Here is a 20878-nt window from a genome sequence, read left to right as displayed (position 1 = left end):
CACACATGGAGTTCATGGACTCGCAGACCCTCGCCCCTGAGGCCGCCGCGCCGCTGCGCGGCGTCGACCGCTTGCTGCCGAAGAAGGAGCAGCTGCTGGCGGCCCGCCGGGTGATCGGCGCCGCCTCTCGTCACCTCGGGGAGCCGGTGATGGTGCGCGGTAAGCGTTTCGTCGTCGTCGCGCCTCTGGCGGTCGAGCAGTTCGGCCACCCAGACTCCCGTACCCGCCTGTACTACGGGGTGACCGGTGTGCCGGGGACCTTCCGCTGCGACGTCTCCGTCGCCCAGGTCGCCGACGGGATCGTGGAGGTCGAGGTGCCCTGGGAGTTCTGAGCTGCCTTGAGCCCGCCGCAGCCGGTCACCGGAGCGGCGGGCCGCACACATCACGGTCATGACGACACAGATCAGCGGCGCGGCCGCTTCCGCCCGCGAGGCCTCCCGCACCACTTCCGGTCACTTCGGCACCCAGCCGCTGTCCGAGGCCGACCTCGAGCTGGAACCGGCCCCGGTTCCAAACCCAGGCCAGGTCCTGGTGCTCGCCCCGTACTCCGAGCTCACTGAGCCCATCGTCGCCGCCGCCGCGGCCGGGGCAATCGGTCCAGTGCGCGTGGACGCCCAGGACCAGGGCACCACCACCCGGATCTCCTTTCGGGACCCGGTAGCCGGGATGGTGGAGATCCGCCACGCCCCCGGCTTCTAGGCGTACCCCACGATCACCGACGGGAACGGACAGAGCCTGCGCGGCACCTCCGTAGCCGCTGCCGTGCTCACCCCGAAGCACTATCACCCGCATGATGGAAGACCTGCCTCCGGCACCGGGAGGCGGAACGTGGTGAAGGCCCGGACTCCCTGATCGGAGTCCGGGCCTTCGCTGTACCGCCCCCAAACAGCGGCGTTCCCCTTCGCACACGCATCTGATGGGCTGTCACCAGACGGCGACCGGATGGGGATGGCAGGCATGAAGGGCACGACGAAGCAGACGATCGGCACCATGGTGGGGACCATGGGGGTCCTCACGGTCTACAACTCTTTCGAGCTCCACTCCGTGGGCCCGTTCTGGTTGGGCGGCTCGGTCTTGATCGCCGGTGTGCTGCTCGCGGTGCTGGGGTGGAATCTGATCTCCCGTGGCCGCGGCGACGTCGCCCTGGCCGACCAGCAGCACAACGAGGCCGAGGTCGCCAAGCACCGGGAGTTCATGGCCGGCAGGGGTCCGCAAGATCAGGGCCAAGAAGGAGAGCGGGCCGCCGCCGAGACGGAGTCCTCGCTCGAGGAGCCCCCGGAGACCCGGTAGCGACTCAGGCCTGCACTTCGAGCAGCCGCACGACGGTCTGGGCTCCCTCCTCGTCGAACGCCCCGAGGATCACCCCGTAGGCGTCGGAGCCGGAGGCGAACGTCGTCCCCGGGTCCACGCGCACGCACCGCGGCCACAGCACCCCGGCGGCCGCCAGGCCCTCGTCGGTGAGCGACAGCTCGCGCCCGGAGGCGTCGATGTAGCCGCGCGCGGTCAGCTCAGCCACGACGTCACGCTCGGGGTGGTACCAGAGCTCTTTCACCGGGGACCGGCCGGTGCGGAACACGTGGATCAGCACCGAGCGGTGGAACGGGGTGATGGTTTCGTCCGGGTCCAGGTCGAGTCCCAGGTGCTCGAGCACGGTCCGCTGCCAGTACCCGTCGCCGGCGGCCAAGGCGGTCGCCAGCTGCTGCACCGCCTCGAACTCCGTGTGGGTCATCGGTTCGTCGTCGAGGTGACCCTGCAGCCGGGCGCCGACCTCGAAGATCCGCAGCGGCGTCAGGTCTTCGGCCACGGCCCGGGCCCGGTTGACCAGGTGCTCCCAGAACAGGTGGCGGAAGTGGATGTAGCCGTGGGTGCCTGCACCCTGGCCGTCGAGCAGCGGGTGGGTCGTGAGGTAGTCGTGCAGGGTGGGGTGGTCCATGGGATCCATGTGTACGGCACCGCGTGGCGCTGCCGGCGCTCACCGCCTCTGGACACGCTGGGCCGCACACAGTCCGGGTATGACGACTCAGATCAGTGACGCGGCCGCTTCCGCCCGCGAGACCGCCCGGACCGCCGGCGGCAAGTTCGGCACCCAGCCGGCCGCCGAGGCCGACCTCGAGCTCACCGGCCCGGCCGCCGACCCGGTCTACACGGTGCAGCGTTCGGCACCCCAATATGACTACGACGGATCCACCACCGTGCGCTATGACTCCGCGGAGTACCCCGACGGGGTCGCCCGCGTGGAGACCCGGTCGAAGGACGGTGCCACCCACCTGTCGGTGAAGCGCGAGCTCACCGCCGCCCGGATCGCCCCGGCGGGAGTCGAGGACCCCAAGGAGTGGGTCGCTGTCCGGTCGGAGGAGATCCAGCAGCTGCTCACCGACCGCACCGGCACCGACGGCGCCGAGCTGCGCGGGTGGCGCGGCCGCACCTCGATCGAGCACCGCACCACCCTCACCTGCGGCGACCCGAACCCCTAGACAATGTCGGAGCGGGTGAACGCCGCGACCGACGGGAAGCTGGAGGACTACCTCGGTGAGCGCCTGGCAGCCAACGTCGGACCCGACACCGCCGCCGGTGCGGAGGTGGCAGCCCGCATCGGAATCAACGGCGTGCAGGAGGCCCAGCACGAGGCGCTGGGGCGGATCGAGCGCCTGCACGGGCCCGTGAAGCAGATGGGCGTCAACTCCCTGGCCGAGGTGCTGGAGGTTCAGTTCACCTCCAAGCAGCACCGCGACCAGGAGGTCTCCGTCCATCTCACTCCGGAGGGTGAGTACCGGCGGGCTTGGATCGGAGAGTACCGCCGCGGCAACACGACCGACATCTCCATCTACGACATCGCCCCGCGCGCCTGGCCGATGCGCTGGTAGCCGGACCGGCTCGTGCTCGCGGCCCTGTCTGTCGGTTCTACGGAGGCGGGGCCGCACACAGTCCAGGCATGACTCAGAACATCACCTCCGCCGCGGCCGCCGCCCGCGAGACCGCCCGCACCCAGACCGGCCAGTTTGGCACCCAGCCCCTGTCCGAGGCCGATCTGGACCTGACCCCCGGGGCGGGCTCCGCCGTTCAGATCGACGACGCTCTACGGGCCCTGCCGATCCACGTCGACGACTTCCAGGTCTTCGAGCCGGACGCCCCGCTCTACTCCGACTCCAAGCACGTCCTGCTGGGTGCTGTCGCCGAGCACTACGCCGCCCGCGGCGGGGCGACGATTCGCCTGGTCTCCCCGGCCCGCTACGGATCCCCGGCCATCGCCGAGGTCGTGGCCGAGGACGGCGAGATCATCATGACCTGAACGCTGCCCGCCTAGGAGACCCGCCGAGGGTTCGGATCTTGCCGCGCCGAGGTGCATCACAAGGTGCGGGTGCGGCAACGGTCGTAGATGTCGGTCCAGGGGCGGAGCCGTTCGTAGGCGCCACTGGCGGCCAGGACGTCACCATCGGCGTAGCGGCGGCCTTGGATCTGCATGCCGACCGGCAACCCGTCCACCAGCCCGGCCGGAATGGAGGCCGCCGGGTGGCCGGTGAAGTTGGTGAGGTAGGTCGGGCACCACCCGATGTAAGGGTCGACTTCCACGCCCTCCACCTCGGTGGGACCGACGGTGGTGCCGGGCGCTTGCGCGTTGAGAACCGGCATCGCGCTGAGGGTCGGACTGACCAGCAGATCGAAGTCCGTGTAGACGGCCTGGATTGCGTCGTAGACCGCTGAGCGCATCACGTAGTCCTCGTTGAGCTCGGCCGTCGACATGTTGTAGACGTGATCGGCCCAGCGCAGGTACCCCTCCGGAAAGTCCTCGCGGTGCTCACCCAGCAGGTCCACGCCGTTGCTCTTGAAGTTCTCGAAAGCGCACACGTTGACCAGCATGATCTGCCGGCACCACAGATCGCTGAGCTGGCGCTGATCGTAGGGAATGCGGAAGTCAACCTCTTCGACGGTGGCGCCGGCGTCGCGGAAGAGCTGCACCGCCTGCTCCACGGCCGCCCGGATCCGCCGGTCGACCGGGAAGATCCCGAAGTCGGCGGTGTAGGCGATCCGCATCCCGGAGATGTCCCGGTGCACGTCGGTGGTGAAGTCGTGCGGTTCCTCGTCGAGGCTGAACACGTCGCGGGGGTCGTGTCCGGAGATCGCGTTGAGCACCAGGGCCGCGTCTTCGACGTTGCGGGTCAACGGTCCTTCGAACAGGAACGGCATGGTGCTGCCGAAGGCGTTGGGACGCACCACAGAGGGAACGCGCCCGAAGGAGGCCTTGTAGCCGTAGAGGCCGCACCAGGCAGCCGGAATGCGGATGGAACCTCCGCCGTCTGTGCCTTCGGCGAACGGGACCAGCCCATCGGCCACCGCGGCAGCGCTGCCGCCGGAGGATCCGCCGGTGTTCCGGGCGGTGTCGAATGGGTTGTGGGTGGCGCCGAACAACGGGTTGTCGCACGCGCCGCGGTAGCCCATGACCGGGGAGTTCGTCTTGCCGACGATCACCGCGCCGGCTTTCTCCACCCGTTCGGCGAAGAGGCAGTAGCCGTCCACGGAGAAGTCTTTCAGGGCCCGCACCCCACCGAACGTGGCTGGCCAGCCGGGTTTGAAGTCAAACAGGTCCTTGATGGCGGTCGGCACCCCGTGCAGCGCGCCCAGTTCGGCGCCGGAGCGCACCGCCGCATCGGCGGACTCCGCGGCGTTGCGGGCGTCGTCGAAGCCCTGGTACACGAAGGCGTTCAGGCTGGGGTTGCGGGTCTCGATCCGTTCGATGCAGGCGTCGAGCAGCTCGACGGCGGACACTTCGCGTTCCCGGACCCGGCGTGCCAGCTCGGTGGCGCTGACGTAGGCGAAATCGATCTCGGTGAGCATGGTGCCTCCTGCGGTGCGACATCGTTGTCAGTCCGCATGCTACGGATCGGTCCAGGCGCCGCCAAGGGGTCTTCCCGCGGTCGTGCGTGATCCGGGCCGATCCTCGCCGACCACGCGGTGGATCACCCGCCGCAACGACCGCCTGGGCGCGCGCCCGCACATAGAAGGGTCGACACCACTCCAGAGACCAGGAGCACCGCCGTGGCCACCCTCATCGCGTTCACCGCCGCCGACCCGGATCGCTCAGGCGGTCGAGTACCTGCGCACCTGTCACGACATCCGGCGGATCCCGCTGAGGGCCGCCCCGGGCTACCGGCCGGCTCACGCCGCAGCGATGCGCGGGACAGGGGTGGTGACGGAGATCGTCGCCGAACACCAGGCGAAGTCCGTCCAGGCCGCCGGCGGCACCGGATGGCGCATCAGGCGCTGGTTCAAGTCCGGTGAACGTTGTGCTGAAGATCGCCATCATGCTGTCGTGGACAGTGCGGCTCGCTCAGCTGATCATGCACGGTCCCCCGCACCACATAAGTGGAGCCTGCCACAGGCATCCACGACAGCTGAGTGAACAGCACCTCAGCAATGCGGACAGTAGTTCGCGTTTGCAACTCCTACGCTTGAGGGGTCCGGTGCCGGAGCGGTCAAGGAGGGACTACATCGTGATCATCGGCTCGTTCGCCGTCGTGTTCGCCCTCTTCCTCGTGGTCATCATCGCCACGCTGGCCCGCGCTGCCATCGCTGCTCGGATCGCGGGGACGCCCGAGGAGATCCCGGTGGTCTCCACCCGGCTGTCGGTGACGCTCTTCCACGTCGCGATGCTGGCCATGAGCCTGTTCCTGATGGTCGCTGTGGGCACCCAGGTCCTCTACGGCGTCACGGACACGCAGACGGTCGTCGTCCCGGCCGTCGGCGCCGCTTTCTTCACCGTCGGCTACGTCCAGGCCCGCTACTTCAGCGAGTACGCGGGACGTCTCTCCCACCGGCAGTGGGTCGGCGGCCCCGATGGGGAGACGGAGGACCTGTTCGCCCGCGCCTACCGGGAGCGGGCCTGGGTCGTGGGGCTGGCGATCATCCCACCGCTGCTGGTGCTGGTGGCCCGGGTGGTCGCTGTCGGGGTGCTCGGCACGCCGGCGGACCTGCCGGCCGGCGCCGACTGGAGCTGACCCCTACCCCTCCTCGTCCTTGCGGTCGCGCTCGTTCTGGAGGGCCTGCTCGTCCTGCCGGTCCTGCTCGCGCATCCGGTACCGCCACTCCAGCCACTCGAACACCGGGCGCCCGAAGAGGGCTGCGACGGCCGCCAGCACGATCCAGATCGGGAACACCCCGCGGAAGACCCAGATGATCCACAGGCCCACCGCCACCACAGCCGCCCCCGCGCAGATCCCGAGCACGACACCCCTCACAGAGCGCCCTCGCCAACGTCCTCGTGGGGCTCCTCGTCCGGGCCGGCGATCATCATGGACGACAGGGCGATCGCCGCCAGCGTCCACAGCGAGGTCACCACGAAGCTCGGCACCGACCGGTGCGCCTCCTCGTAGGGCCAGAGGATGATCATGCCGATCGTCAGGACGACCAGCGCCACGCTCAGCCGGCGCTGCACCAGCCGGAATCGTTGCGCGCCGGAGACGGTACCGACGACCTCGACCACCATGCGCGCTCCCCCGATCCACCCGACACCGTCCGGGCATCGTGCCACGGCCCCCAGCGCCGGCGGCAGACCCACTTCGGGGGAGCACCGCGCTCAGCTCCGCCGTCCGCACACATGGCGGGCATGGACACCACCGAACCCGCCATCGTCCCCGACTCCCTCAGCGCCCACGCCGCGGCACTCGGCCTCACTCCGCTGGAGAGGCCCCACACAATCGAGGAGGCAATCGAGACCGCCGGGCCCGACGGGGTGCTCGTCGCCGTCGTGGAAATCCCCCTGGCAGAGATGTTCACCGCTCACGACCGCGAGGAGGACGGGGAGAAAGGCCTGATCGCCCGCCGCGTCGTCGAGGACTGCCCCGCGCCGTTCCAGCTGGAGTTCGAGTGCTGCGGCGCCCGTAACGGCAACCCGCTGATCGTCGCCCGCTTCGACATCCAGGACGCCCTCTACGACTTCGACGGCGACATCACCGATAAGGAGCTGGCGGAGATCCGCGTCTCCGGGGCGGTCTGAACACGAAGCACAGAGCATTGTCGCACCTGGTCACAGATGCACTGCGACAGGTCCGTCCGCACACATGAGGGGTATGGAAACGACCACGAACGCACCCGCTCAGACCGCCGTCCCCGACGCTGTGACCGCCGCCCTCGCCGCTGGCCACGCCCCGGACTCCCTGGCCGTCCACGCCGCCCAGCGGGGCCTGTCCACGCTGGAGAAGCCCATGACGGCTACTGAGGCTGCTGCGGCCGCCGACGAGGACGGGTTCCTGACCGCGGTCGTGGAGGTCTCCCTCCACGCCCTGCTGGAGGGCCGCGCCAATGAGGAGGCCGGAGAGGACTACCCGGTCGTGCGCCAGATGGTCGAAGGGGGCCTAGAGCCGGTCCAGATGGGCTACGAGGTCATCGGCACCTCCCCGGCCAACACGCTGACCCTGGTCGCCAGCTTCGATCTGCGCGAGGCGCTGGGGTTCCGCTACGACCCCGGGGAGCTCGACGAGATGTTCGGCACCGCCCTCTGATCCAGCCCCCGAGACGACGAACGCCCCGGTGCTCCGAGACGGAGCCCGGGGCGTTCGTCAGCATCGCCGTCAGGTGAGACCGAGCTGCTGGGCCATGCTCATCATGTCCAAGTAGCGGTGCTCCACCTCGATCGCTCCGTTCTCGCCGCGTCGGTTGAAGACCGCCATGGGCACGGCCACCCGCCGGCCAGTGGGCTCCACCACCCCTATAGGAGTCTCCAGCGGCCCGGTGTGGGTGCCCACGAACAGCAGCCGCATCGCTGCGGTCGAGTCGTCGAGGACCAGCTCTTCGATCTCCATGGTCATGTCCGGCATCGAGTCGATCCACCGTTGGGTGTCCCGCTGGATGGCGGCTTGCCCGCGCACTGGCTCGGGCGAGGCCGCGGTGTAGACGACTGCGTCCGGGGAGTAGGTCGCCGCGAACCCCGCGGCATCGTGGGCGTTGAGAGCCGCGATCGCTTTTTCGACGTCCCCTCGGCGATCCCCGCTGTCGCCGTGGACCGGTCCGACGACGGACGTATGGATGTCGCTCATGGTGACCTCCGCTCTGATGGGCACCTGCCACTTCCGCACAGCAGGGTGGACACCCGACGGTAGGCACCGGCCGACTGAGGCACCAAGAGTTCCGGCCGCATCGTCGCAGTCTCGTGATTCAGGGAGCACTCATGACGCCTCCCGCCCTGCAAAACACCGCACGTGGGCTTGACCCCGAGCCGGAGCGCTTCGTCCCGTCAGCTACTCCTGTCGCTGGCGGCGGGCCCGCCGGTCCTGCTGGACAACCGAGGCGATCAGGCCGACGAAAGCGACCGCGGTGATCTACGCACCCACCGAGCCCTCAAGGCCGAGCCAGATGCAGAGAATCAGCATCAGTCCCAGAAACGCCACGTACCACCGACGCGACTTCGACACGACCTACACCTGCCGGTCGCCGGCACGCTGCTGGGCTCGCCAGCGGATCCGCGATCGCTGGTCCCGGGTCCAGAACCGACCGAGCTTCCACCACAACCCCAAGGAGACAACCACCACGCCGACCAGGACTGCCATGCCCCACCCGTAGAGCAATCCGACAACGACGATCACGAAGATGCTCAGCGCGTCGATCAGCACGTCAGACCACCACGCACGCTTAGGCCATTGCCGTTGCTCTGTCATGGCTGGCTGCCCCGTCCGCGGCGACGCCGACCCTGCAGCCACTCGTAAAACGACAGCGACACCGCAATCAGAACCGCAGCAATGGTGAGCCCGGTCAGGGCTCGCTCGAACCCGGTCTCCGGCGGCCAAGTGCCCAGCTGCGCCAGCACCAGGAACGCCGCGCCGACGAGCATGGCAATCAGGTGCCCGCGCAGGGACCGGTCCGGTGTCATGGCCTCTCCCGCCGGCCGTCCGCCCCGCCGCGGCGGGCGCCCGCGGACCACACGTTGTTCAGCAGCAACGCGGCCACACCGATCGCGGTCATCCACCAGTTCCACTCGCCCAGGATCAGGCGAAGCCCCACGATGAGGGCCACGATGATCGCCGCCTGGAAGAGCACCTGCTGCCATCGCCTCGACACGCTGCACTCCTTCACGCTCGGCACCTTGTCTGCTCGCATCGTCGCACGATCAGGCGCCGGCGGGCGTCACCTCATCCGGGGCCGGCGACCGCCGGCGGCATCCCGCGGCGGGCATCCATCGCCCGGGCGTGGGAGGCCTCCATCCGACCGGCCAGAACGGCAGTGGTGCCGATGACAGGCCCGATGATGAACACGTGCGGGTACCCGGCGGTCAGGATCACGAACCCGGCGACCCAGCAGACAACGCCGGCGGTCCAACCCAGCCACACCGAGGGACGGGCGGTGGTCTCGTAGTCGTAGGGCGGGTTGATCGGCTCCGGGTCCCCGTCGACCTCGACCCGGCGCAGACGCCGCCGGGTGATCTCCAGGCCGGCGAAGCACCCGGCGCCTACCAGGGCAGCGAACACCGCGTTGGACAGCCCGTACCCGCCGATGGACACCAGCCAGTCCGCGAAGCTTGCCAGCAGATCCCAGAGCCAGTCGGAGGCGTAGAACCAGACGAGGAATGCAGCGATCGACAGCAGGAATAACCGCCCGCCGGACAACCCCTCGGCCTTGGTCTTGAGCCCCATGAGCCACCCCCAGCTCTGATGTCGTGGCTCCAGGGTAGCCAGCCGGACCGGCGCGTGTCTCCGCACACATGGAAGTCGTACCGGCACCGGCCCGATAGGCCAGATGAAGACCGTCCGGGGTGCTCGGTACGCTCGAGACGATCCCATTCACCGCGAGGAGAAGCAGTACATGACGTCAACGCCCACCGCGCCGACTCAGGCCCCCACCAGGAAGCAGCCCGGTGCCGGAGACCGGAAGCGACAGAAGGGGAAGCTCCGCTGGTGGCACATGGTGGCGTCTGGCCTCGTGATCGCCGCGGCCTTCATCATTTACGGAGCCGGGTGGTTCCCCCGGTACAACGAGGTGATGGACAGTTTCTGGTTCTGGTTCGACGGCAGCATCGAACGGTTGAAGGTTCTGGCCGCGCTGATTCCTTTCGCCGTGGCGTACGTCGCCTACAGGGTCTTCCGCTCGGACCGGTGGTGGAAACGCGCGGAGTGGGCGCTCAACGCCTCCGTGGACCCCTCCCCAGACAAGCGTCATCTGGGCAAGAGGGCCATCACCGCCCTCGGTGAGCTCAATATGGCACCGAAGGACGATCTGGCTCTGTTCAACCGGATCTGCGCCCAAGACCGCGGAAACACGCTGCTGCTGGCACTGGGCAACGACCCAGAGTCCGCGCAGCGCAAGGTGACCGTCGCGGGCTCACCAAGGGAGGTTCGCGAGAAGATTCGCCAGATCATTGAGAATCAGCAGCAGGAGCTGTTCAGCTCCATGGACGTCCACAGCGTCAAAGACGATAATGGTGGGACGACCTCTGAAGGAGGTGCACGACCATGACGGTGATCAATCGACACGAGAACGCCGCGGCTATCGAGGCGACGCAGGCGTGGACCAAGCTCGACGGGAACGCCCTGGCACAGCTTGCGACCCCCTCTGCCTCCCGCCGCATCGGCGTTCCGATGAAATCCCTGGCAGACCTGACCGTCTACGTAGCCACCCCCGAGGAGGCCCAGCGTCTCCTCGACGACGACGAGGCCATCATCGCGACCCGCCGCTGAGGCCTTCTAACACCGCCTCGCCGCTCGCCAGGAGCTGCGGGGCGGTGCCATGTCCTCCCCAGGGACCAGCCGCACACATTCCGGGCATGACGACCTTCGTAGACCACCAGCACCCGCGCGCCACCGACGGCCGCTTCGCCACCAAGGACCACCCCGAGGCCGAGCTCGATCTCGGCGCGCTGGCCATCACCCTGGCTGAGGCGACCGGCGACTGGGGTCCACGCATTCACGACATGGACTCCCGCCCCGCCTACGAGTACGTCCCCACCGAGCGCGCCGCCGCGGCGTTCCGCACCCAGTTCGGTGCTGCACCGGATGCTGAGGTGGACGGGGAGTACTGCTTCGAGGGCCCGAACCGCCAGGTGCTGAAGACCCGGGCCACGGGCCGCGTCGCGGTGAACTTCCCCGACCCGACCCGCTTCGCCGCCGAGGCGAACATGCTCTCCCTGATGGACCCGCTGCCGCTGGGCCGGCTCGCTTCTGACCTGGACGGCGAGGTTTGCCGCTGGCTGGTGGGCCCTGATGACTTCAACGCCGAGGACGCGCTGAAGGTCCTCGTCTCCTGTGATTGTCAGAAGCGTTTCGAGGACATCAATCGGGCGATTCTCAGGCTCGAGTAGCGAACGCGGCCAGACGCTTCCCTGCTCTTGCAGGTTCTGTTGTCGCCGTTGGGACGACTGCTACGGTGCGACGAGCAGGCACCGGGCGAACACGTCGCTCACCGCCTCCGACTCCCCGAGGAGCACCGTGCGATGAGCACCCCTACCTGGCAGAACCTGGAGATCCTCGCCGCCGCAGCCGGGCCCCAGGGCCCGCAGGTCCAAGCCGTCTTTGAGAAGGCGGCCGACATCGGCCTCAATGAGTCTCAGGCGCTGCGCAAGGCCGCCGAGCTCCACCAGAAGTTCGTCACCGACAACACCCCGGTCGAGGTCGACTACGACGCGCTCGGTCAGGCCGCCGTGTAGCTGGCGGTCAGCGCCGCGGCCGCGGCCGGACGCCAGGCTTCTCTGGATCTCATCCTCGGCTCGTGGCGGAGCCTGTCGCAGGCGATCGCCACCGACTTGTTCCTGCTGATGCACCGGCACACCCGCCCGGACTCCGCACCGCCGTCCGGGGACGCCCTGGAGCGTGCCTCCGCGGCCACCGCCACCAGCTTTCAGATGCCCGTGGCCCACGCCCTGATCGCCCTGGCCGCCAGGGACCTGATCGACGCCGACGGCTTCCCGCAGGACGCCTACGACTTCCTGACCACCCCGTGGAACTGGGCCTTCGGCGCCGCCCACCCCGACGACGACACCGGGCAGACGGTGCAGGAATCGTGAACGAGGCCTTGGCCGGCTGGGCGCAGTCCCGCCCTCAGCCGCTTCCCGCGGGACAGGCGCCGGCCGACGGACGGATGACGCCGATCGAGCTGAAGGTCGTGCGCGAGGCGATGGGCCTGTCGCGCGAGCAGCTCGCAGCGGCTCTGAACGTCGGTCTGCGTGCGGTCGACGACTGGGAGTCCGGCCGGCGGCCCATCCCCGACGGGGTGCGCGATGACGTGGAGCGGATCGAGGCGTACACCGCCGAGGTCGCCGACCAGCTGGCCGCCCACCTGCTCGAGCACGCCGGGCCCGACCCGGTCTTCGAGGTCTACGACCGCGACGCCGACATGCCGGCCCTCGACCTGCCGGGCGCACCGCTGGCGCCCACCGCCCGATGGTGGCGGGCTGTCGCCTACCGGGTGGCCGCGGACGTGCCGGGCCTGCGGATCGTCGAGGCGCCGAAGTAGCCCCGGCAACCGGCGCCGCTGAACCCATGCTTGTGCACAGAAGTGGGGCTGCCGGTGCGCGGTCGGACTCTCTAGGCTGAAGCTGTCGGTGAGCCGCTTTGAGCGGCCCGACACAGCGCAGGCCGCGTCGGGGGGGGCGTGGCCGCGCAGCACGCAGCGCCCCTGTCGGCGCGCGTCACCGTGGCGGCCCGCCTTCCCAGCCGGGCCGCCACAGTGCTGTCCAGGGTGCGAACCTTCAGTCCCCCGACATCAGCGACCCGCCGGCGGCCAGGAACAGCACCGCCGCGATCGCCAACAGACCCGCGGCGGCACGACGATCTCGACCCTTCGGCATCGTGCCCTTGCCTTCGACCAGGCCATGCGCCAGGAACGCCAGCCCGGCGGTCAGGAACCCGAGGGCGAGCAGATTGAGCTGCAGCGACGTCGGCATCAGCTGCCTCCCGGCGTGAGCATGATGGCGACCAGCGTGCAGAGCAGCGAAGCGGCCACCAGCACGAGCGCGATCCGCCGGTCCCGGGCGCCCCGGTCCTTGCCGCGGGTCTCGACCCACCAGCGGATCATGAACAGGAACCCGGCCAGCAGCAGCGAGTAGCCGGCCGCCCGGAGGATCTCGTCGGCCGGCATCAGCGGAGCTCCGCCTCGGTCACACCTGTCTGAACCATGTCGCCAGCGTAGCGACGCGCGAGCGCGACCCCGCGCGGTCGGTCAGGCGGTCTGCTCGGCGGGCAGGTAGCCGCAGCACGGGCAGTCGGCCTGCGGGTCGGTGATGTCCTGGACGAACGGCCGCGGCTTCTCGTCAGCCCGATAGGCAGAGCTGATAAGCCGGTAGGTCTTCGGGCAGGTGCACGGCTTCTGCCCCAGGAAGGCGAACAGGTCCCGCCGGCGGGCGTGCTGGCGCCGCGCCTCGGCGTTGCCGGTGACGGAGACCGTCATCTCCGGGCGCACCCGCACGAGCGACGATGCCACGGCGGCGGCCTGGGCCAGCGGGTTGGTGGAGACCTCGCTGTCGGTGATCCGGGTGGTGTAGCTGGTGCCCTCGCCGCGGGTGACTGTCATGGTGGCGACGTCCTGCTCGGTGGTGTCCTGCTCGGCGCCAGCCTGCACGGTGCCGCGGCCACTGTGGTCACGAGTCGTTCTTCACCTCGTCGATCGCCTGACGGGTCTGCTCGGCGTCGAGGAGGTCGTAGGCGGGGAAGCCTGCGTCGTGCATCCTCGTCACGGTCGCCGCGTCCAGGGCGCGCTCGTTGATGCCGATGGTCGCCTTCGACTCCGGGCGCTCGGCCAGCACCGCGTCGCGGCGCTTCACGGCGCGGTGGAAGGGGTCGAGCTCGTGGTGGTCATCCTCGATGAAGACGCGGGTGGTGGAGGTGGCGTCCGGGTGGATGATGGTGAGCACGGCTACAGCCTGCTCGTGGGCGAGGACGGTCATGGGGTCTCCTGAGTTCGGGCGGTTCTGGGGCTCATGTGTGCGGCATCCCTGACCTGGGTGGTGTGCACTCGGCCAGGTGTGACGATCAGCCCGCCCGGCAGAGGAGCAACCTCAACGGTCTCGGTGGTGGCGTCGGGCTTCGTGAGCGTCATGATGACAATCGCTGGTCCTCCTCTGAAACAGCGGGCTGCGCGTACCACCCATGTGTGCGGAGCCCGCGCCACGTGAAGCGCCCCGGCTCCCGCGTCGAGCGCAGGTGCCGGGGCGCCAATGGCACAGTGTCAGCCGCCGATGTACTCGCCGGTGATCGAGTCCACCGTGCCGGCCTCGATGCCCTCGCACTGGGAGCGGCCGCCGTCGGTGGTGGGGGTGTAGTGGATGCAGAAGGCGTCGTAGTACGGCATGCCGTTCTCCAGGGCCTCCAGCGCCTCTTCGTAGGTGAAGTTCTGGTTCGGGATCGCCCCAGGCATCGGCACCTCGGTGGGGCCGGACCCGCCCTGGGACTCGTCCGCCGGCTTCGTTGGCCGGGCGTCGGGCGCGTCGGTGCCAGGGCCCTTCGAGGGCTGAGCCTTGGCGGTCGGCATCGCCCCACCCGGGGTCATCAGCATCTCGTCGCCGACGCCGTTGGGCTGGATGGTGATCCCGGTGATCTCCTCTGGCAGCTCGGTGGCGGTGGAGGCCATCCACCCGGTCGTGACCTCGAGCGGTGAGGCGCCCCCGTCGTTGAGGTGCTGGTTGTAGAGGGTGGTGGAGCGGTCGTTGAGGTCCGCCCCAATCGTCTCGTCGAGGACCGTGCCGTCGTTCAGTGTGTAGCCGTACTCACCCTCGACCCCGCCGAGGGCGTCGGTGTAGTCCGGGCCCCACTCGCCGATGTGGCTGGTCGAGAGGTCGTTGAACTCGTAGGCGGTGCCGTCCTCGTCGTAGAGGGTGATGGCGTAGGCGGAGACCCTCTCGGTGCCTTCGCGGTTGTCGATGCCAACCTTCGCGTAGGAGATCGGGTCCACGTCGAGCTCCTTGCGCAGCTGCTCCACCTCTTCCGGGCCCTCGACGGGGAGCTCCACGACGATCTCCGCGCCGTAGGACGTGGTGGCGGTGAACGTCTGGCCGAGCTTGTAGGTCTCCGACGCCGATGGGGTGGCCGAGACGGAGGCATCGGCGGTGGCTGAAGGGGTGGCCGGTGCGGTGGAAGAAGCGTCCTGGCCGGAGCTGGAGGTGCAGCCGGCGAGGGCGAGGCCGGCGGCCAGGGCGAGGGAGGTGATGGCGGTGGTGCGGCACATGGTGGTCTCTTCGCGATCGTGACGGGGTGGGGATCTCAGGGTAAGCCGTGCGGGGAGCTGAGCCGCTCAGGCGGCCGTGGCGAGGAACCGATGTGACACCGGCGCGAAGCCGCGCACGGTGCGGAACACATGGTCGGTGAACAGGTCATAGCTGCCGTCGGGGCGGGGGATGATCCAATCGCCCTCCATCGCGGCGGTGCCCGTGCCAACCAGGCCCGCTGGCAGCGTCGTCAATAGGCCAGCAGAGCGTCACGCTGATCACCGGTCAGGTCGTCGTTCAAGGTGGGGTACAGGGTCCGATCGAAGGACAGGGAAGCGGTCGAGGCGACGAAGCTGGCCTCGAGCAGGTGCACGCCGCAGATCTAATCCCAGGACTGGTTCTCAGCGCAGCCGGAGTTCGACCAGTCGGCCTGCCAGTCCTGGACCTCGACCAGCTGCTGGGCGACCATCTCCTCGGCCGTCTGCGGCTCGGCGGCGTCGGCCGCGGTGCAGCCGGCCAGGGCGAGTGCGAGCAGCGGGAGCGCAGCGAGTCGGCGCATCGGCGGAGTCCTTCGTCGGGGGTCGAAAGCGGTTGGGGAGGGGTAGTTACCTGCCGGTAGTGCGTGTCGTTCTTTTGATCTACTACGACACGACACTGACGGGCGGGTCTGAGACTCCTCTCGAACCCCGATGAAGAGGCTCATCACCCCATGTGTGCGGCGCACTGCCGGCGCGCTGCGCACACCATGACGTCGTCGCACAGCGCCGGCGTGGAAGATGAACAAGTGCCCAGGATGAAGGGATCGGTGCGCAAGGGCCCGCGGCGGCACGGCGGGTCATTCGGCACGCGCTGGCGTCGCGCTTCACCGGGCACCTCCAGGCGCCTCTACCCGTGAAACATCGCCTGTGAAACATTCAGGGCAGTGGTCAACCGTGAAACGTTGACGTGAAACATCGATGATGGTGCCGACGACAACGCCCCGTCCAGCGCGTGCTGGACGGGGCGTCGGTGGCCTGGTGCCGGGGTGCTATGCCGCCGAGTCGATGGCAGCCAGTCTCTTCGTGGCGGCGTCCGTCGGCCGCTAGGCCGCGAGCATCTGCCGGAGCACCTCTGCTTCGGCGATCACCGTGGCATCCTCGCGTGAAGGAACCACCACGACTCGGTCACCCTCGCTGGGCAGCTGCACGGCGAAGCCGTCGCCGGTCTCGGTCACCAGGTCGTCGTAGGCGCGGTCAAGGCCGGCGGCGTCGTCGAGCCGGTACTCGTGGGTCTTCTTCTCGGCCATGGGACTCACTCCCCTCTCCGGGACCAGGGGAACCGCCGCTGGAGTCGCGGCGAAGAACCTGCTGATCCGGTAGGTCCATTGTAGGTGCGGTTCTGTCGGGTGGCGATGACGACGTCCAGCAGCGCGCGCACCAGGGCCTTGTCCTCCGGCGAGGCCAGGTCGGAGGTCAGCAGGAACCGCAGGGTCCGCAGGCCGATCCGGACCTTCTCCGTGTCCGGGTCGGAGGCGTAGTCGATGGCCCACTGCGCGCGGCGCCACCACTCGGCCCGTTCGTCGGCGTCCTTGCGCTGGTGATAGGCCTTCTCGTCAGCTTCCTTGCGCTGGTGGTAGACCTTCTCGTCGGCGTCCTTGCGCTGCCGGTACGTGCGCCAGGCGATGGTCGCTGCGGTGGCCGCAGTCGCGAAGAGCAACAGGGATCCGATGGTCGGCCCGACCGCGCGGACGATCTCGATCCACAGGGGAAGCTGCGCTTGATCCATGGGCTCAGTCTTTCAGTCCCCGGCGACGGTCTGAGCCGTGGTGCTGGCCTCGAGGTGGTTGGCGGCGGAGACCAGGACGTCGACGATCCAGTGCGCGGCGTCCCGGGAGTAGTTGAGTCCGTCGAAGACGATCTCCATGTCCCAGGGCTTCGCCCCGCGGTGGTCAAGGAGGACCTCGGCGGACGGGCCGGAGAGCTCCGGCTCCGGAGCAAAGACCTGGACCTGCACCGGGAGGGTCCTGGCGTCCGGGAAGTGGCTGGGCTCCTTGAGGTCGACCGACGCCGCATCGGCCACCAGTTTCGCCAGGCTGCGCACCAGGGCCGGCCGCCGCTCGTCGGTGCCGGTGTCCTCGGGGTACCCGATGTAGACGATCGCCTCGTCCTCGCCTCGGTAGACGGTGCGCACGCGCATGACGTCGGGGCGCCGGGAGGCGAGCAGGGACTCCGTCGGCTGCACGAAGGCGACGGAGGCGATGGGCGTGGGGGCGGCGGTGTCGGTCATGGCGTCCATGTGTGCGGACGCTGAGCTCAGCGCTGCTCTTCGAGGATCCGCCAGGAGGTCGCCACGAGCGTGTCCACGACCCACCGGCAGGTGTGCGCATCGATCGGCAGGCCGTCGAAGCAGATCTCCATCAGTACGCCCTCGCGCTCGTGCATGCACAGCATGACCTCCACCGCCGGCCCCGGTGCAAGGTCGTGCTCTTCCAGCTCGTGCAGCTCCACGGTGGAGCCGCGGTGCTCGAGCAGGCGCGAGCTCTCCCCGAGCTGGGTGGCGGTGATGCGGGCGAGGTCGTAGAGCATCGAGCGCAGCGTGGCACCGACCAGAACCTCGTCGTCGAGGTGGTGCAGGTAGACGGAGGCCGGGCCGCGGGAGGTGTGCACCGCGCGGATCCTCAGCACGTGGGGGCGCATGCTCAGCAGCCGGGAGTCACCGGGGGTGGTGACTCGGCAGGACAGGGGGACGGCGGGGGCCGCGGAGGACGAAGTCATGGGCTCAATGTGTGCGGCAGGGCCCGAGGGCGACGCCGTGCAAGGCGGGGATCCAGCGTCTGCTCCCCCGTCGCTCCGGAATCCTGGGCCGGCAAGGCTGTGCACCGTGAGGACCACGATCGTCGCCCTGTGCACCACCTGGGGCACACCCGGCGGTGGTCCTCGGCCAACCCCCTCCGAAGCAGCATCTGCCCAGGTGAGACCCTATAAGACTATCTCTTTACGTTAAGAGAAATATGGTTATAGGGACACGGTGAGGACCAGAGGACCATATAAGAGACCCCTATACGCGAGGGCTCTGTTTCATAGGGGTGGAAGATTCTTACAACTTCTCCCTCTCTATGGGGGTGCTCTCGGGAGGTCCTCATGGTCCTCGGATACTCGAAAACGGTCAAAGAATGTGTTTGACCTGGAGCAACGACGGAAATCCGTGGTCCTCAGTGTGGTCCTCACTGGTCCTCACTGGTCCTCATCACACGGGTGTTTGACCCGGGTTTGACACCCCGATTAGGATCGCTGTGTCCCCGCCGCCGAGCAGCGACCTAATCGAAGAACCTTCATCACACACATTTCTTCGCACATGCTACCGTCAGACTGAAGACGTAGCGGAGCGGAGCAAGGGCCGAAGGCTCTGAAGCCTGACGGTAGCATGTGACCCCCGCAGAACCCCCGGATCCTCGTCAGAGGCCCATTTCCACGAGCTTCCACGCGCCGGCGACCACCACGTCGATGAACCAGTCGAGCGTCTCCTCGTCCGTCTCCAAGCCGGCGAAGTGCATCTCGATCTGCGCCAGCGGCAGATCCGACAGATCCATCAGCACCGCCACCGACGGCTCCTCGAGCTCCGGGCCCGGGGCGAAGACGATCACCTCTACCTCCACCGCCGGCACCTCCAACAGCCGATCCTCCCGCTTCGTCGCCTGAGCGAACGCGCGCGCCTGCTCGTAGATCCGCGCCGGCAGCGCGAGGGTGTCGGAGTTCTCCGGCCAGCCGACGTAGAGGGTCGCCGCCCCCTCCCCTGTGCGGACCGCGCGCAACCGGTTCACGTCCGGGCGCCGGTCGGCCAGCGTCGACTTCTCGACGACCTCACCAGGCACCTGCAGCGCGCCCAGCACGTCGTCCGGCTCGGGGTTCGGTTCGTGCTCGGGATCAGACATGGTTCCAGTCTCCCCCGTAGACGACCCCGGCCGAGACCAGGGTCCTATCCCTCACCGCGGATGCCGGCGCGGTGCCCGTCTCGGTTCTGCCGACGAGCTTCCCGGTAGGTCACCAGGTAGATCCCGATCCCCACCATCCACCCGGCGAAAGGAAAGTCCCCGCTGCGGCCGAGGAGGCTGAACAGCACGGCGATGAACCACGCGAGGCTGGTCAACAGCCCCCAGCCGACCAGCAGCTGACCCCAGCGGGCGCCCCTGGTGACGAGCGCGAGACCGGCGAAGGTCACGGCGGCGGCGAGGATCGCAGCCCATCCGAGCTGGGTGCTCTGGAGGATCTGGATGGCACCGGCCGTGAGGGAGGCCGCTGCGACGGTCGCGTAAACAGCCCGTCGCGCCGGTCCGTGCATGCCGTCCTCCGCTCCTGGGCCTGGTGGCAGCATCCTCGCACGCAGACACCGCCGCGCGCGGCCCCCGCGTCTGCGCTCGAGCACCCCGGATGCGTTGCCCGCCTACGCGAGCAGTCGCGCCTGGGTCAGATCGGTGACGTCGGTCTCCACCAGCTGCCAGCCCGGCTCGCCCCAGGCGACGACGTCGACGTGGTCGGGGAAGGTCTTGGCGCGCACCCCGAACGAGCGCAGCACCGCGCGCATCGCGTCGTCGACGGTCAGGAACGGGCGGTCGGTGATGAAGTCGGTCACCGCGTTCTGGAAGACGGCGTTGTCCAGCGCCCAGAACGCCTCCAGGTGGTCTTCGCGGATCGCCAGCACGGCGGTGACCATCTCGCCCACCGCATCGAGGCCGAGCAGCGAGTCAACCTCCACCGGCTGCGCGGAGTCACCCTCGATCCCCTCGGGGTCCAGGGCCGCGGCTCCGCCGGCGGATTCCACCAGGGTCTCCACATAGGCCTCGTCCACCAGATCTGGATCGGACCCTGCCGGCGTCGTGCTCGGCAGGGTGGAGAGGTCTGGTCGGGTGGTCGCGTGGTCGGCCATGGTGGGCCCTCCTCGTCGTGGCGGCGGGTCGGGTCCCTCCCAGGCTAGGCGAGAGGCCTCAGAGGCCGCTGGGAGCCGCTCAGAGGCCGACCTGATCGACCCCGTAGGTCGCCTGCTCGGCGGAGTACCCCTCGAACATCAGCTGCTCGATGAGGCCTCCGCGGGAGAAGCCGGAGAAGTCGAGGTAGTTCTGCGCGGCTTTCGCGGCCTGGGCGTTGTAGTCGATCGTCAGGCTGTCGACGGCCACGGTGGCGTCCTCGGTCGAGTAGTCCTCGAAGACCAGCTGATCGATGAGCCCGGACCGCGAGAACGCGGTGAACTCGAGATAGTTCTGGGCCGAGCGCACCGCGTTCTGCTGCGCCAGCGTCATTCCCGACTGGTCGGCTTTCGGCTCCGGGGCCGGCGCCTCCGGCGGCGCTGCCTCCTCGGCCTCCTCGGCGGCCTTGGCCTCCGCTTCGGCCTCTGCCGCGGCCTTGGCCTCGGCTTCTGCCTCCGCCTCGTCGGCGCGCTTCTCCGCCTCCGCGGCACGCTCCTCGGCCTCCTGGACCTTGGCCTCAGCGTCAGCCACCCGCTGGTCGACCTCGGAGGTATCCGGCGAGGAGGTGACCGTGACCGTGGCCGTCGGGGTCGACGACGACGCCTCTTCGGCGCCGCACCCGCTCAGGAGCAGCAGTGCGGAGAGACTGCCCGAGGTGACCAGTGCCGACGTGTTGATCTTGGGCATCGAGGAGCTCCTTCTGTTGCACCCACGAGTGCGGAAGGTGGGAGCCGGGGCATCGACAACGATGCGTCGGCGGCCGCGCGCGAGGGCATTTCGCTTTCGTACACCTTCGCACAGCCGCCGCTTCCACGGCGTGT

Annotated in this window: 40 protein-coding genes; 15 read left to right on the top strand and 25 right to left on the bottom strand. The window is 68.9% G+C overall.

The features are described from left to right. Nucleotides 1-14: 14 nt before the first annotated feature. The 3 genes from RF644_RS17860 to RF644_RS17850 all read left to right on the top strand — a co-directional run bounded on the left by RF644_RS17860 (nt 15) and on the right by RF644_RS17850 (nt 1290). Nucleotides 15-332 (top strand): hypothetical protein, encoded by a 318-nt coding sequence (locus RF644_RS17860; RefSeq protein WP_368797529.1) that lies wholly within the window; start codon nt 15-17, stop codon nt 330-332. A 58-nt stretch (nt 333-390) separates the two neighbouring features. After that, the gene (locus tag RF644_RS17855) at nt 391-699 is read left to right on the top strand and encodes a hypothetical protein (RefSeq protein WP_368797528.1); all 309 of its coding nucleotides are present in this window, start codon (nt 391-393) and stop codon (nt 697-699) included. 258 nt (nt 700-957) lie between these two features. Then, on the top strand, nt 958-1290 hold the full coding sequence (locus RF644_RS17850; RefSeq protein WP_368797527.1) for a hypothetical protein: 333 nt from the start codon (nt 958-960) through the stop codon (nt 1288-1290). A 4-nt stretch (nt 1291-1294) separates the two neighbouring features. Here RF644_RS17850 and RF644_RS17845 read toward each other — a convergent pair whose 3' ends face one another. Next, complete coding sequence (locus RF644_RS17845) at nt 1295-1933, bottom strand: hypothetical protein (protein ID WP_368797526.1); 639 nt, start codon at nt 1931-1933, stop codon at nt 1295-1297. A 79-nt stretch (nt 1934-2012) separates the two neighbouring features. On the opposite strand from RF644_RS17845, the gene RF644_RS17840 reads away from it, so the two are divergent. From RF644_RS17840 to RF644_RS17830, 3 genes are all read left to right on the top strand, one after another. Continuing rightward, the gene (locus RF644_RS17840) at nt 2013-2474 is read left to right on the top strand and encodes a hypothetical protein (RefSeq protein WP_368797525.1); all 462 of its coding nucleotides are present in this window, start codon (nt 2013-2015) and stop codon (nt 2472-2474) included. Between the two features lie 15 nt (nt 2475-2489). Continuing rightward, nucleotides 2490-2864, top strand: coding sequence for a hypothetical protein (locus RF644_RS17835; protein ID WP_368797524.1), 375 nt, complete (start codon nt 2490-2492; stop codon nt 2862-2864). Nucleotides 2865-2932: 68 nt separating this feature from the next. Continuing rightward, on the top strand, nt 2933-3289 hold the full coding sequence (locus RF644_RS17830) for a hypothetical protein (protein WP_368797523.1): 357 nt from the start codon (nt 2933-2935) through the stop codon (nt 3287-3289). A 56-nt stretch (nt 3290-3345) separates the two neighbouring features. Here RF644_RS17830 and RF644_RS17825 read toward each other — a convergent pair whose 3' ends face one another. Beyond that, a complete protein-coding gene (locus RF644_RS17825; protein WP_368797522.1) occupies nt 3346-4833 on the bottom strand; it encodes an amidase in 1488 nt (495 codons plus the stop codon). 656 nt (nt 4834-5489) lie between these two features. Here RF644_RS17825 and RF644_RS17820 point away from each other — a divergent pair. Then, complete coding sequence (locus RF644_RS17820; protein WP_368797521.1) at nt 5490-5993, top strand: hypothetical protein; 504 nt, start codon at nt 5490-5492, stop codon at nt 5991-5993. A gap of 3 nt (nt 5994-5996) precedes the next feature. Here RF644_RS17820 and RF644_RS17815 read toward each other — a convergent pair whose 3' ends face one another. Next, the gene (locus tag RF644_RS17815; RefSeq protein WP_368797520.1) at nt 5997-6221 is read right to left on the bottom strand and encodes a hypothetical protein; all 225 of its coding nucleotides are present in this window, start codon (nt 6219-6221) and stop codon (nt 5997-5999) included. Between the two features lie 8 nt (nt 6222-6229). Then, nucleotides 6230-6481 (bottom strand): hypothetical protein, encoded by a 252-nt coding sequence (locus tag RF644_RS17810; protein WP_368797519.1) that lies wholly within the window; start codon nt 6479-6481, stop codon nt 6230-6232. 120 nt (nt 6482-6601) lie between these two features. On the opposite strand from RF644_RS17810, the gene RF644_RS17805 reads away from it, so the two are divergent. Together RF644_RS17805 and RF644_RS17800 are read left to right on the top strand one after the other, a co-directional pair. After that, a complete protein-coding gene (locus RF644_RS17805) occupies nt 6602-6991 on the top strand; it encodes a hypothetical protein (RefSeq protein ID WP_368797518.1) in 390 nt (129 codons plus the stop codon). 73 nt (nt 6992-7064) lie between these two features. Beyond that, entirely contained in the window at nt 7065-7496 is a 432-nt protein-coding gene (locus RF644_RS17800; protein WP_368797517.1) for a hypothetical protein, read from the top strand. 69 nt (nt 7497-7565) lie between these two features. Here RF644_RS17800 and RF644_RS17795 read toward each other — a convergent pair whose 3' ends face one another. The 5 genes from RF644_RS17795 to RF644_RS17775 all read right to left on the bottom strand — a co-directional run bounded on the left by RF644_RS17795 (nt 7566) and on the right by RF644_RS17775 (nt 9620). After that, nucleotides 7566-8030, bottom strand: coding sequence for an ester cyclase (locus RF644_RS17795; RefSeq protein WP_368797516.1), 465 nt, complete (start codon nt 8028-8030; stop codon nt 7566-7568). A 378-nt stretch (nt 8031-8408) separates the two neighbouring features. Beyond that, nucleotides 8409-8603 carry a hypothetical protein gene (locus tag RF644_RS17790; RefSeq protein ID WP_368797515.1) on the bottom strand — a complete coding sequence of 65 codons (195 nt, stop codon included), beginning with the start codon at nt 8601-8603 and terminating at the stop codon, nt 8409-8411. A 41-nt stretch (nt 8604-8644) separates the two neighbouring features. Further along, nucleotides 8645-8860 (bottom strand): hypothetical protein, encoded by a 216-nt coding sequence (locus tag RF644_RS17785; RefSeq protein WP_368797514.1) that lies wholly within the window; start codon nt 8858-8860, stop codon nt 8645-8647. Next, nucleotides 8857-9048, bottom strand: a complete 192-nt coding sequence (locus RF644_RS17780; RefSeq protein ID WP_368797513.1) for a hypothetical protein — start codon at nt 9046-9048, stop codon at nt 8857-8859. Before RF644_RS17780 ends, RF644_RS17785 begins: the two co-directional genes overlap by 4 nt. A gap of 71 nt (nt 9049-9119) precedes the next feature. Continuing rightward, on the bottom strand, nt 9120-9620 hold the full coding sequence (locus tag RF644_RS17775) for a hypothetical protein (RefSeq protein ID WP_368797512.1): 501 nt from the start codon (nt 9618-9620) through the stop codon (nt 9120-9122). Nucleotides 9621-9789: 169 nt separating this feature from the next. On the opposite strand from RF644_RS17775, the gene RF644_RS17770 reads away from it, so the two are divergent. The 6 genes from RF644_RS17770 to RF644_RS17745 all read left to right on the top strand — a co-directional run bounded on the left by RF644_RS17770 (nt 9790) and on the right by RF644_RS17745 (nt 12432). Further along, entirely contained in the window at nt 9790-10440 is a 651-nt protein-coding gene (locus RF644_RS17770; RefSeq protein ID WP_368797511.1) for a hypothetical protein, read from the top strand. Next, nucleotides 10437-10661, top strand: a complete 225-nt coding sequence (locus RF644_RS17765) for a hypothetical protein (RefSeq protein WP_368797510.1) — start codon at nt 10437-10439, stop codon at nt 10659-10661. The genes RF644_RS17770 and RF644_RS17765 overlap by 4 nt, the downstream gene beginning before the upstream one ends. 86 nt (nt 10662-10747) lie before the next feature. Beyond that, nucleotides 10748-11281: a hypothetical protein gene (locus RF644_RS17760; RefSeq protein WP_368797509.1), complete on the top strand. Its 534-nt coding sequence runs from the start codon at nt 10748-10750 to the stop codon at nt 11279-11281. Nucleotides 11282-11413: 132 nt separating this feature from the next. Then, on the top strand, nt 11414-11626 hold the full coding sequence (locus RF644_RS17755; protein WP_368797508.1) for a hypothetical protein: 213 nt from the start codon (nt 11414-11416) through the stop codon (nt 11624-11626). Nucleotides 11627-11722: 96 nt separating this feature from the next. Next, on the top strand, nt 11723-11983 hold the full coding sequence (locus tag RF644_RS17750) for a hypothetical protein (RefSeq protein ID WP_368797507.1): 261 nt from the start codon (nt 11723-11725) through the stop codon (nt 11981-11983). Further along, nucleotides 11980-12432 (top strand): helix-turn-helix domain-containing protein, encoded by a 453-nt coding sequence (locus RF644_RS17745; protein WP_368797506.1) that lies wholly within the window; start codon nt 11980-11982, stop codon nt 12430-12432. Before RF644_RS17750 ends, RF644_RS17745 begins: the two co-directional genes overlap by 4 nt. A 235-nt stretch (nt 12433-12667) precedes the next feature. Here RF644_RS17745 and RF644_RS17740 read toward each other — a convergent pair whose 3' ends face one another. The 16 genes from RF644_RS17740 to RF644_RS17665 all read right to left on the bottom strand — a co-directional run bounded on the left by RF644_RS17740 (nt 12668) and on the right by RF644_RS17665 (nt 20744). Continuing rightward, a complete protein-coding gene (locus RF644_RS17740) occupies nt 12668-12862 on the bottom strand; it encodes a hypothetical protein (RefSeq protein WP_368797505.1) in 195 nt (64 codons plus the stop codon). Beyond that, nucleotides 12862-13056, bottom strand: coding sequence for a hypothetical protein (locus RF644_RS17735; protein WP_368797504.1), 195 nt, complete (start codon nt 13054-13056; stop codon nt 12862-12864). The genes RF644_RS17740 and RF644_RS17735 overlap by 1 nt, the downstream gene beginning before the upstream one ends. A gap of 81 nt (nt 13057-13137) precedes the next feature. Then, entirely contained in the window at nt 13138-13536 is a 399-nt protein-coding gene (locus tag RF644_RS17730; protein ID WP_368797503.1) for a hypothetical protein, read from the bottom strand. Nucleotides 13537-13555: 19 nt separating this feature from the next. Continuing rightward, on the bottom strand, nt 13556-13861 hold the full coding sequence (locus RF644_RS17725; RefSeq protein WP_368797502.1) for a hypothetical protein: 306 nt from the start codon (nt 13859-13861) through the stop codon (nt 13556-13558). A 281-nt stretch (nt 13862-14142) separates the two neighbouring features. Further along, complete coding sequence (locus RF644_RS17720; RefSeq protein WP_368797501.1) at nt 14143-15138, bottom strand: hypothetical protein; 996 nt, start codon at nt 15136-15138, stop codon at nt 14143-14145. Between the two features lie 66 nt (nt 15139-15204). Then, nucleotides 15205-15372 carry a hypothetical protein gene (locus tag RF644_RS17715; protein ID WP_368797500.1) on the bottom strand — a complete coding sequence of 56 codons (168 nt, stop codon included), beginning with the start codon at nt 15370-15372 and terminating at the stop codon, nt 15205-15207. Then, nucleotides 15369-15491 carry a hypothetical protein gene (locus RF644_RS17710; protein WP_368797499.1) on the bottom strand — a complete coding sequence of 41 codons (123 nt, stop codon included), beginning with the start codon at nt 15489-15491 and terminating at the stop codon, nt 15369-15371. Before RF644_RS17710 ends, RF644_RS17715 begins: the two co-directional genes overlap by 4 nt. A gap of 9 nt (nt 15492-15500) precedes the next feature. Continuing rightward, entirely contained in the window at nt 15501-15677 is a 177-nt protein-coding gene (locus RF644_RS17705; protein WP_368797498.1) for a hypothetical protein, read from the bottom strand. A gap of 522 nt (nt 15678-16199) precedes the next feature. After that, nucleotides 16200-16403 carry a hypothetical protein gene (locus tag RF644_RS17700; RefSeq protein WP_368797497.1) on the bottom strand — a complete coding sequence of 68 codons (204 nt, stop codon included), beginning with the start codon at nt 16401-16403 and terminating at the stop codon, nt 16200-16202. 5 nt (nt 16404-16408) lie between these two features. Further along, complete coding sequence (locus RF644_RS17695) at nt 16409-16882, bottom strand: hypothetical protein (RefSeq protein ID WP_368797496.1); 474 nt, start codon at nt 16880-16882, stop codon at nt 16409-16411. Between the two features lie 12 nt (nt 16883-16894). After that, nucleotides 16895-17383, bottom strand: a complete 489-nt coding sequence (locus tag RF644_RS17690) for a hypothetical protein (RefSeq protein ID WP_368797495.1) — start codon at nt 17381-17383, stop codon at nt 16895-16897. Between the two features lie 26 nt (nt 17384-17409). After that, nucleotides 17410-17871 carry a hypothetical protein gene (locus RF644_RS17685; RefSeq protein ID WP_368797494.1) on the bottom strand — a complete coding sequence of 154 codons (462 nt, stop codon included), beginning with the start codon at nt 17869-17871 and terminating at the stop codon, nt 17410-17412. Nucleotides 17872-18551: 680 nt separating this feature from the next. Continuing rightward, entirely contained in the window at nt 18552-19028 is a 477-nt protein-coding gene (locus tag RF644_RS17680) for a hypothetical protein (protein ID WP_368797493.1), read from the bottom strand. Nucleotides 19029-19072: 44 nt separating this feature from the next. Continuing rightward, on the bottom strand, nt 19073-19435 hold the full coding sequence (locus tag RF644_RS17675; protein ID WP_368797492.1) for a hypothetical protein: 363 nt from the start codon (nt 19433-19435) through the stop codon (nt 19073-19075). Between the two features lie 102 nt (nt 19436-19537). Then, nucleotides 19538-20020, bottom strand: a complete 483-nt coding sequence (locus RF644_RS17670; protein ID WP_368797491.1) for a hypothetical protein — start codon at nt 20018-20020, stop codon at nt 19538-19540. Between the two features lie 79 nt (nt 20021-20099). Further along, nucleotides 20100-20744 (bottom strand): Ltp family lipoprotein, encoded by a 645-nt coding sequence (locus tag RF644_RS17665; protein ID WP_368797490.1) that lies wholly within the window; start codon nt 20742-20744, stop codon nt 20100-20102. Between the last annotated feature and the right edge of the window lie 134 nt (nt 20745-20878).

Source organism: Kocuria sp. CPCC 205258 (assembly GCF_040981005.1).
Classification (GTDB): Bacteria; Actinomycetota; Actinomycetes; order Actinomycetales; family Micrococcaceae; genus Kocuria; species Kocuria rosea.
The sequence above is the reverse complement of the archived record's forward strand: the minus strand, read 5'-3'. Positions and strand labels throughout refer to the sequence as shown.

Bases quoted from the DNA above. Each gene is read 5' to 3' on its own strand.
- RF644_RS17860 (WP_368797529.1), top strand. From the start codon at position 15: ATGGACTCGCAGACCCTCGCCCCTGAGGCCGCCGCGCCGCTGCGCGGC.
- RF644_RS17855 (WP_368797528.1), top strand. From the start codon at position 391: ATGACGACACAGATCAGCGGCGCGGCCGCTTCCGCCCGCGAGGCCTCC.
- RF644_RS17850 (WP_368797527.1), top strand. From the start codon at position 958: ATGAAGGGCACGACGAAGCAGACGATCGGCACCATGGTGGGGACCATG.
- RF644_RS17845 (WP_368797526.1), bottom strand. From the start codon at position 1,933: ATGGACCACCCCACCCTGCACGACTACCTCACGACCCACCCGCTGCTC.
- RF644_RS17840 (WP_368797525.1), top strand. From the start codon at position 2,013: ATGACGACTCAGATCAGTGACGCGGCCGCTTCCGCCCGCGAGACCGCC.
- RF644_RS17830 (WP_368797523.1), top strand. From the start codon at position 2,933: ATGACTCAGAACATCACCTCCGCCGCGGCCGCCGCCCGCGAGACCGCC.
- RF644_RS17825 (WP_368797522.1), bottom strand. From the start codon at position 4,833: ATGCTCACCGAGATCGATTTCGCCTACGTCAGCGCCACCGAGCTGGCA.
- RF644_RS17810 (WP_368797519.1), bottom strand. From the start codon at position 6,481: ATGGTGGTCGAGGTCGTCGGTACCGTCTCCGGCGCGCAACGATTCCGG.
- RF644_RS17805 (WP_368797518.1), top strand. From the start codon at position 6,602: ATGGACACCACCGAACCCGCCATCGTCCCCGACTCCCTCAGCGCCCAC.
- RF644_RS17800 (WP_368797517.1), top strand. From the start codon at position 7,065: ATGGAAACGACCACGAACGCACCCGCTCAGACCGCCGTCCCCGACGCT.
- RF644_RS17795 (WP_368797516.1), bottom strand. From the start codon at position 8,030: ATGAGCGACATCCATACGTCCGTCGTCGGACCGGTCCACGGCGACAGC.
- RF644_RS17785 (WP_368797514.1), bottom strand. From the start codon at position 8,860: ATGACACCGGACCGGTCCCTGCGCGGGCACCTGATTGCCATGCTCGTC.
- RF644_RS17775 (WP_368797512.1), bottom strand. From the start codon at position 9,620: ATGGGGCTCAAGACCAAGGCCGAGGGGTTGTCCGGCGGGCGGTTATTC.
- RF644_RS17770 (WP_368797511.1), top strand. From the start codon at position 9,790: ATGACGTCAACGCCCACCGCGCCGACTCAGGCCCCCACCAGGAAGCAG.
- RF644_RS17765 (WP_368797510.1), top strand. From the start codon at position 10,437: ATGACGGTGATCAATCGACACGAGAACGCCGCGGCTATCGAGGCGACG.
- RF644_RS17760 (WP_368797509.1), top strand. From the start codon at position 10,748: ATGACGACCTTCGTAGACCACCAGCACCCGCGCGCCACCGACGGCCGC.
- RF644_RS17755 (WP_368797508.1), top strand. From the start codon at position 11,414: ATGAGCACCCCTACCTGGCAGAACCTGGAGATCCTCGCCGCCGCAGCC.
- RF644_RS17740 (WP_368797505.1), bottom strand. From the start codon at position 12,862: ATGCCGACGTCGCTGCAGCTCAATCTGCTCGCCCTCGGGTTCCTGACC.
- RF644_RS17735 (WP_368797504.1), bottom strand. From the start codon at position 13,056: ATGCCGGCCGACGAGATCCTCCGGGCGGCCGGCTACTCGCTGCTGCTG.
- RF644_RS17725 (WP_368797502.1), bottom strand. From the start codon at position 13,861: ATGACCGTCCTCGCCCACGAGCAGGCTGTAGCCGTGCTCACCATCATC.
- RF644_RS17720 (WP_368797501.1), bottom strand. From the start codon at position 15,138: ATGTGCCGCACCACCGCCATCACCTCCCTCGCCCTGGCCGCCGGCCTC.
- RF644_RS17705 (WP_368797498.1), bottom strand. From the start codon at position 15,677: ATGCGCCGACTCGCTGCGCTCCCGCTGCTCGCACTCGCCCTGGCCGGC.
- RF644_RS17700 (WP_368797497.1), bottom strand. From the start codon at position 16,403: ATGGCCGAGAAGAAGACCCACGAGTACCGGCTCGACGACGCCGCCGGC.
- RF644_RS17695 (WP_368797496.1), bottom strand. From the start codon at position 16,882: ATGGATCAAGCGCAGCTTCCCCTGTGGATCGAGATCGTCCGCGCGGTC.
- RF644_RS17690 (WP_368797495.1), bottom strand. From the start codon at position 17,383: ATGACCGACACCGCCGCCCCCACGCCCATCGCCTCCGTCGCCTTCGTG.
- RF644_RS17685 (WP_368797494.1), bottom strand. From the start codon at position 17,871: ATGACTTCGTCCTCCGCGGCCCCCGCCGTCCCCCTGTCCTGCCGAGTC.
- RF644_RS17680 (WP_368797493.1), bottom strand. From the start codon at position 19,028: ATGTCTGATCCCGAGCACGAACCGAACCCCGAGCCGGACGACGTGCTG.
- RF644_RS17675 (WP_368797492.1), bottom strand. From the start codon at position 19,435: ATGCACGGACCGGCGCGACGGGCTGTTTACGCGACCGTCGCAGCGGCC.
- RF644_RS17670 (WP_368797491.1), bottom strand. From the start codon at position 20,020: ATGGCCGACCACGCGACCACCCGACCAGACCTCTCCACCCTGCCGAGC.
- RF644_RS17665 (WP_368797490.1), bottom strand. From the start codon at position 20,744: ATGCCCAAGATCAACACGTCGGCACTGGTCACCTCGGGCAGTCTCTCC.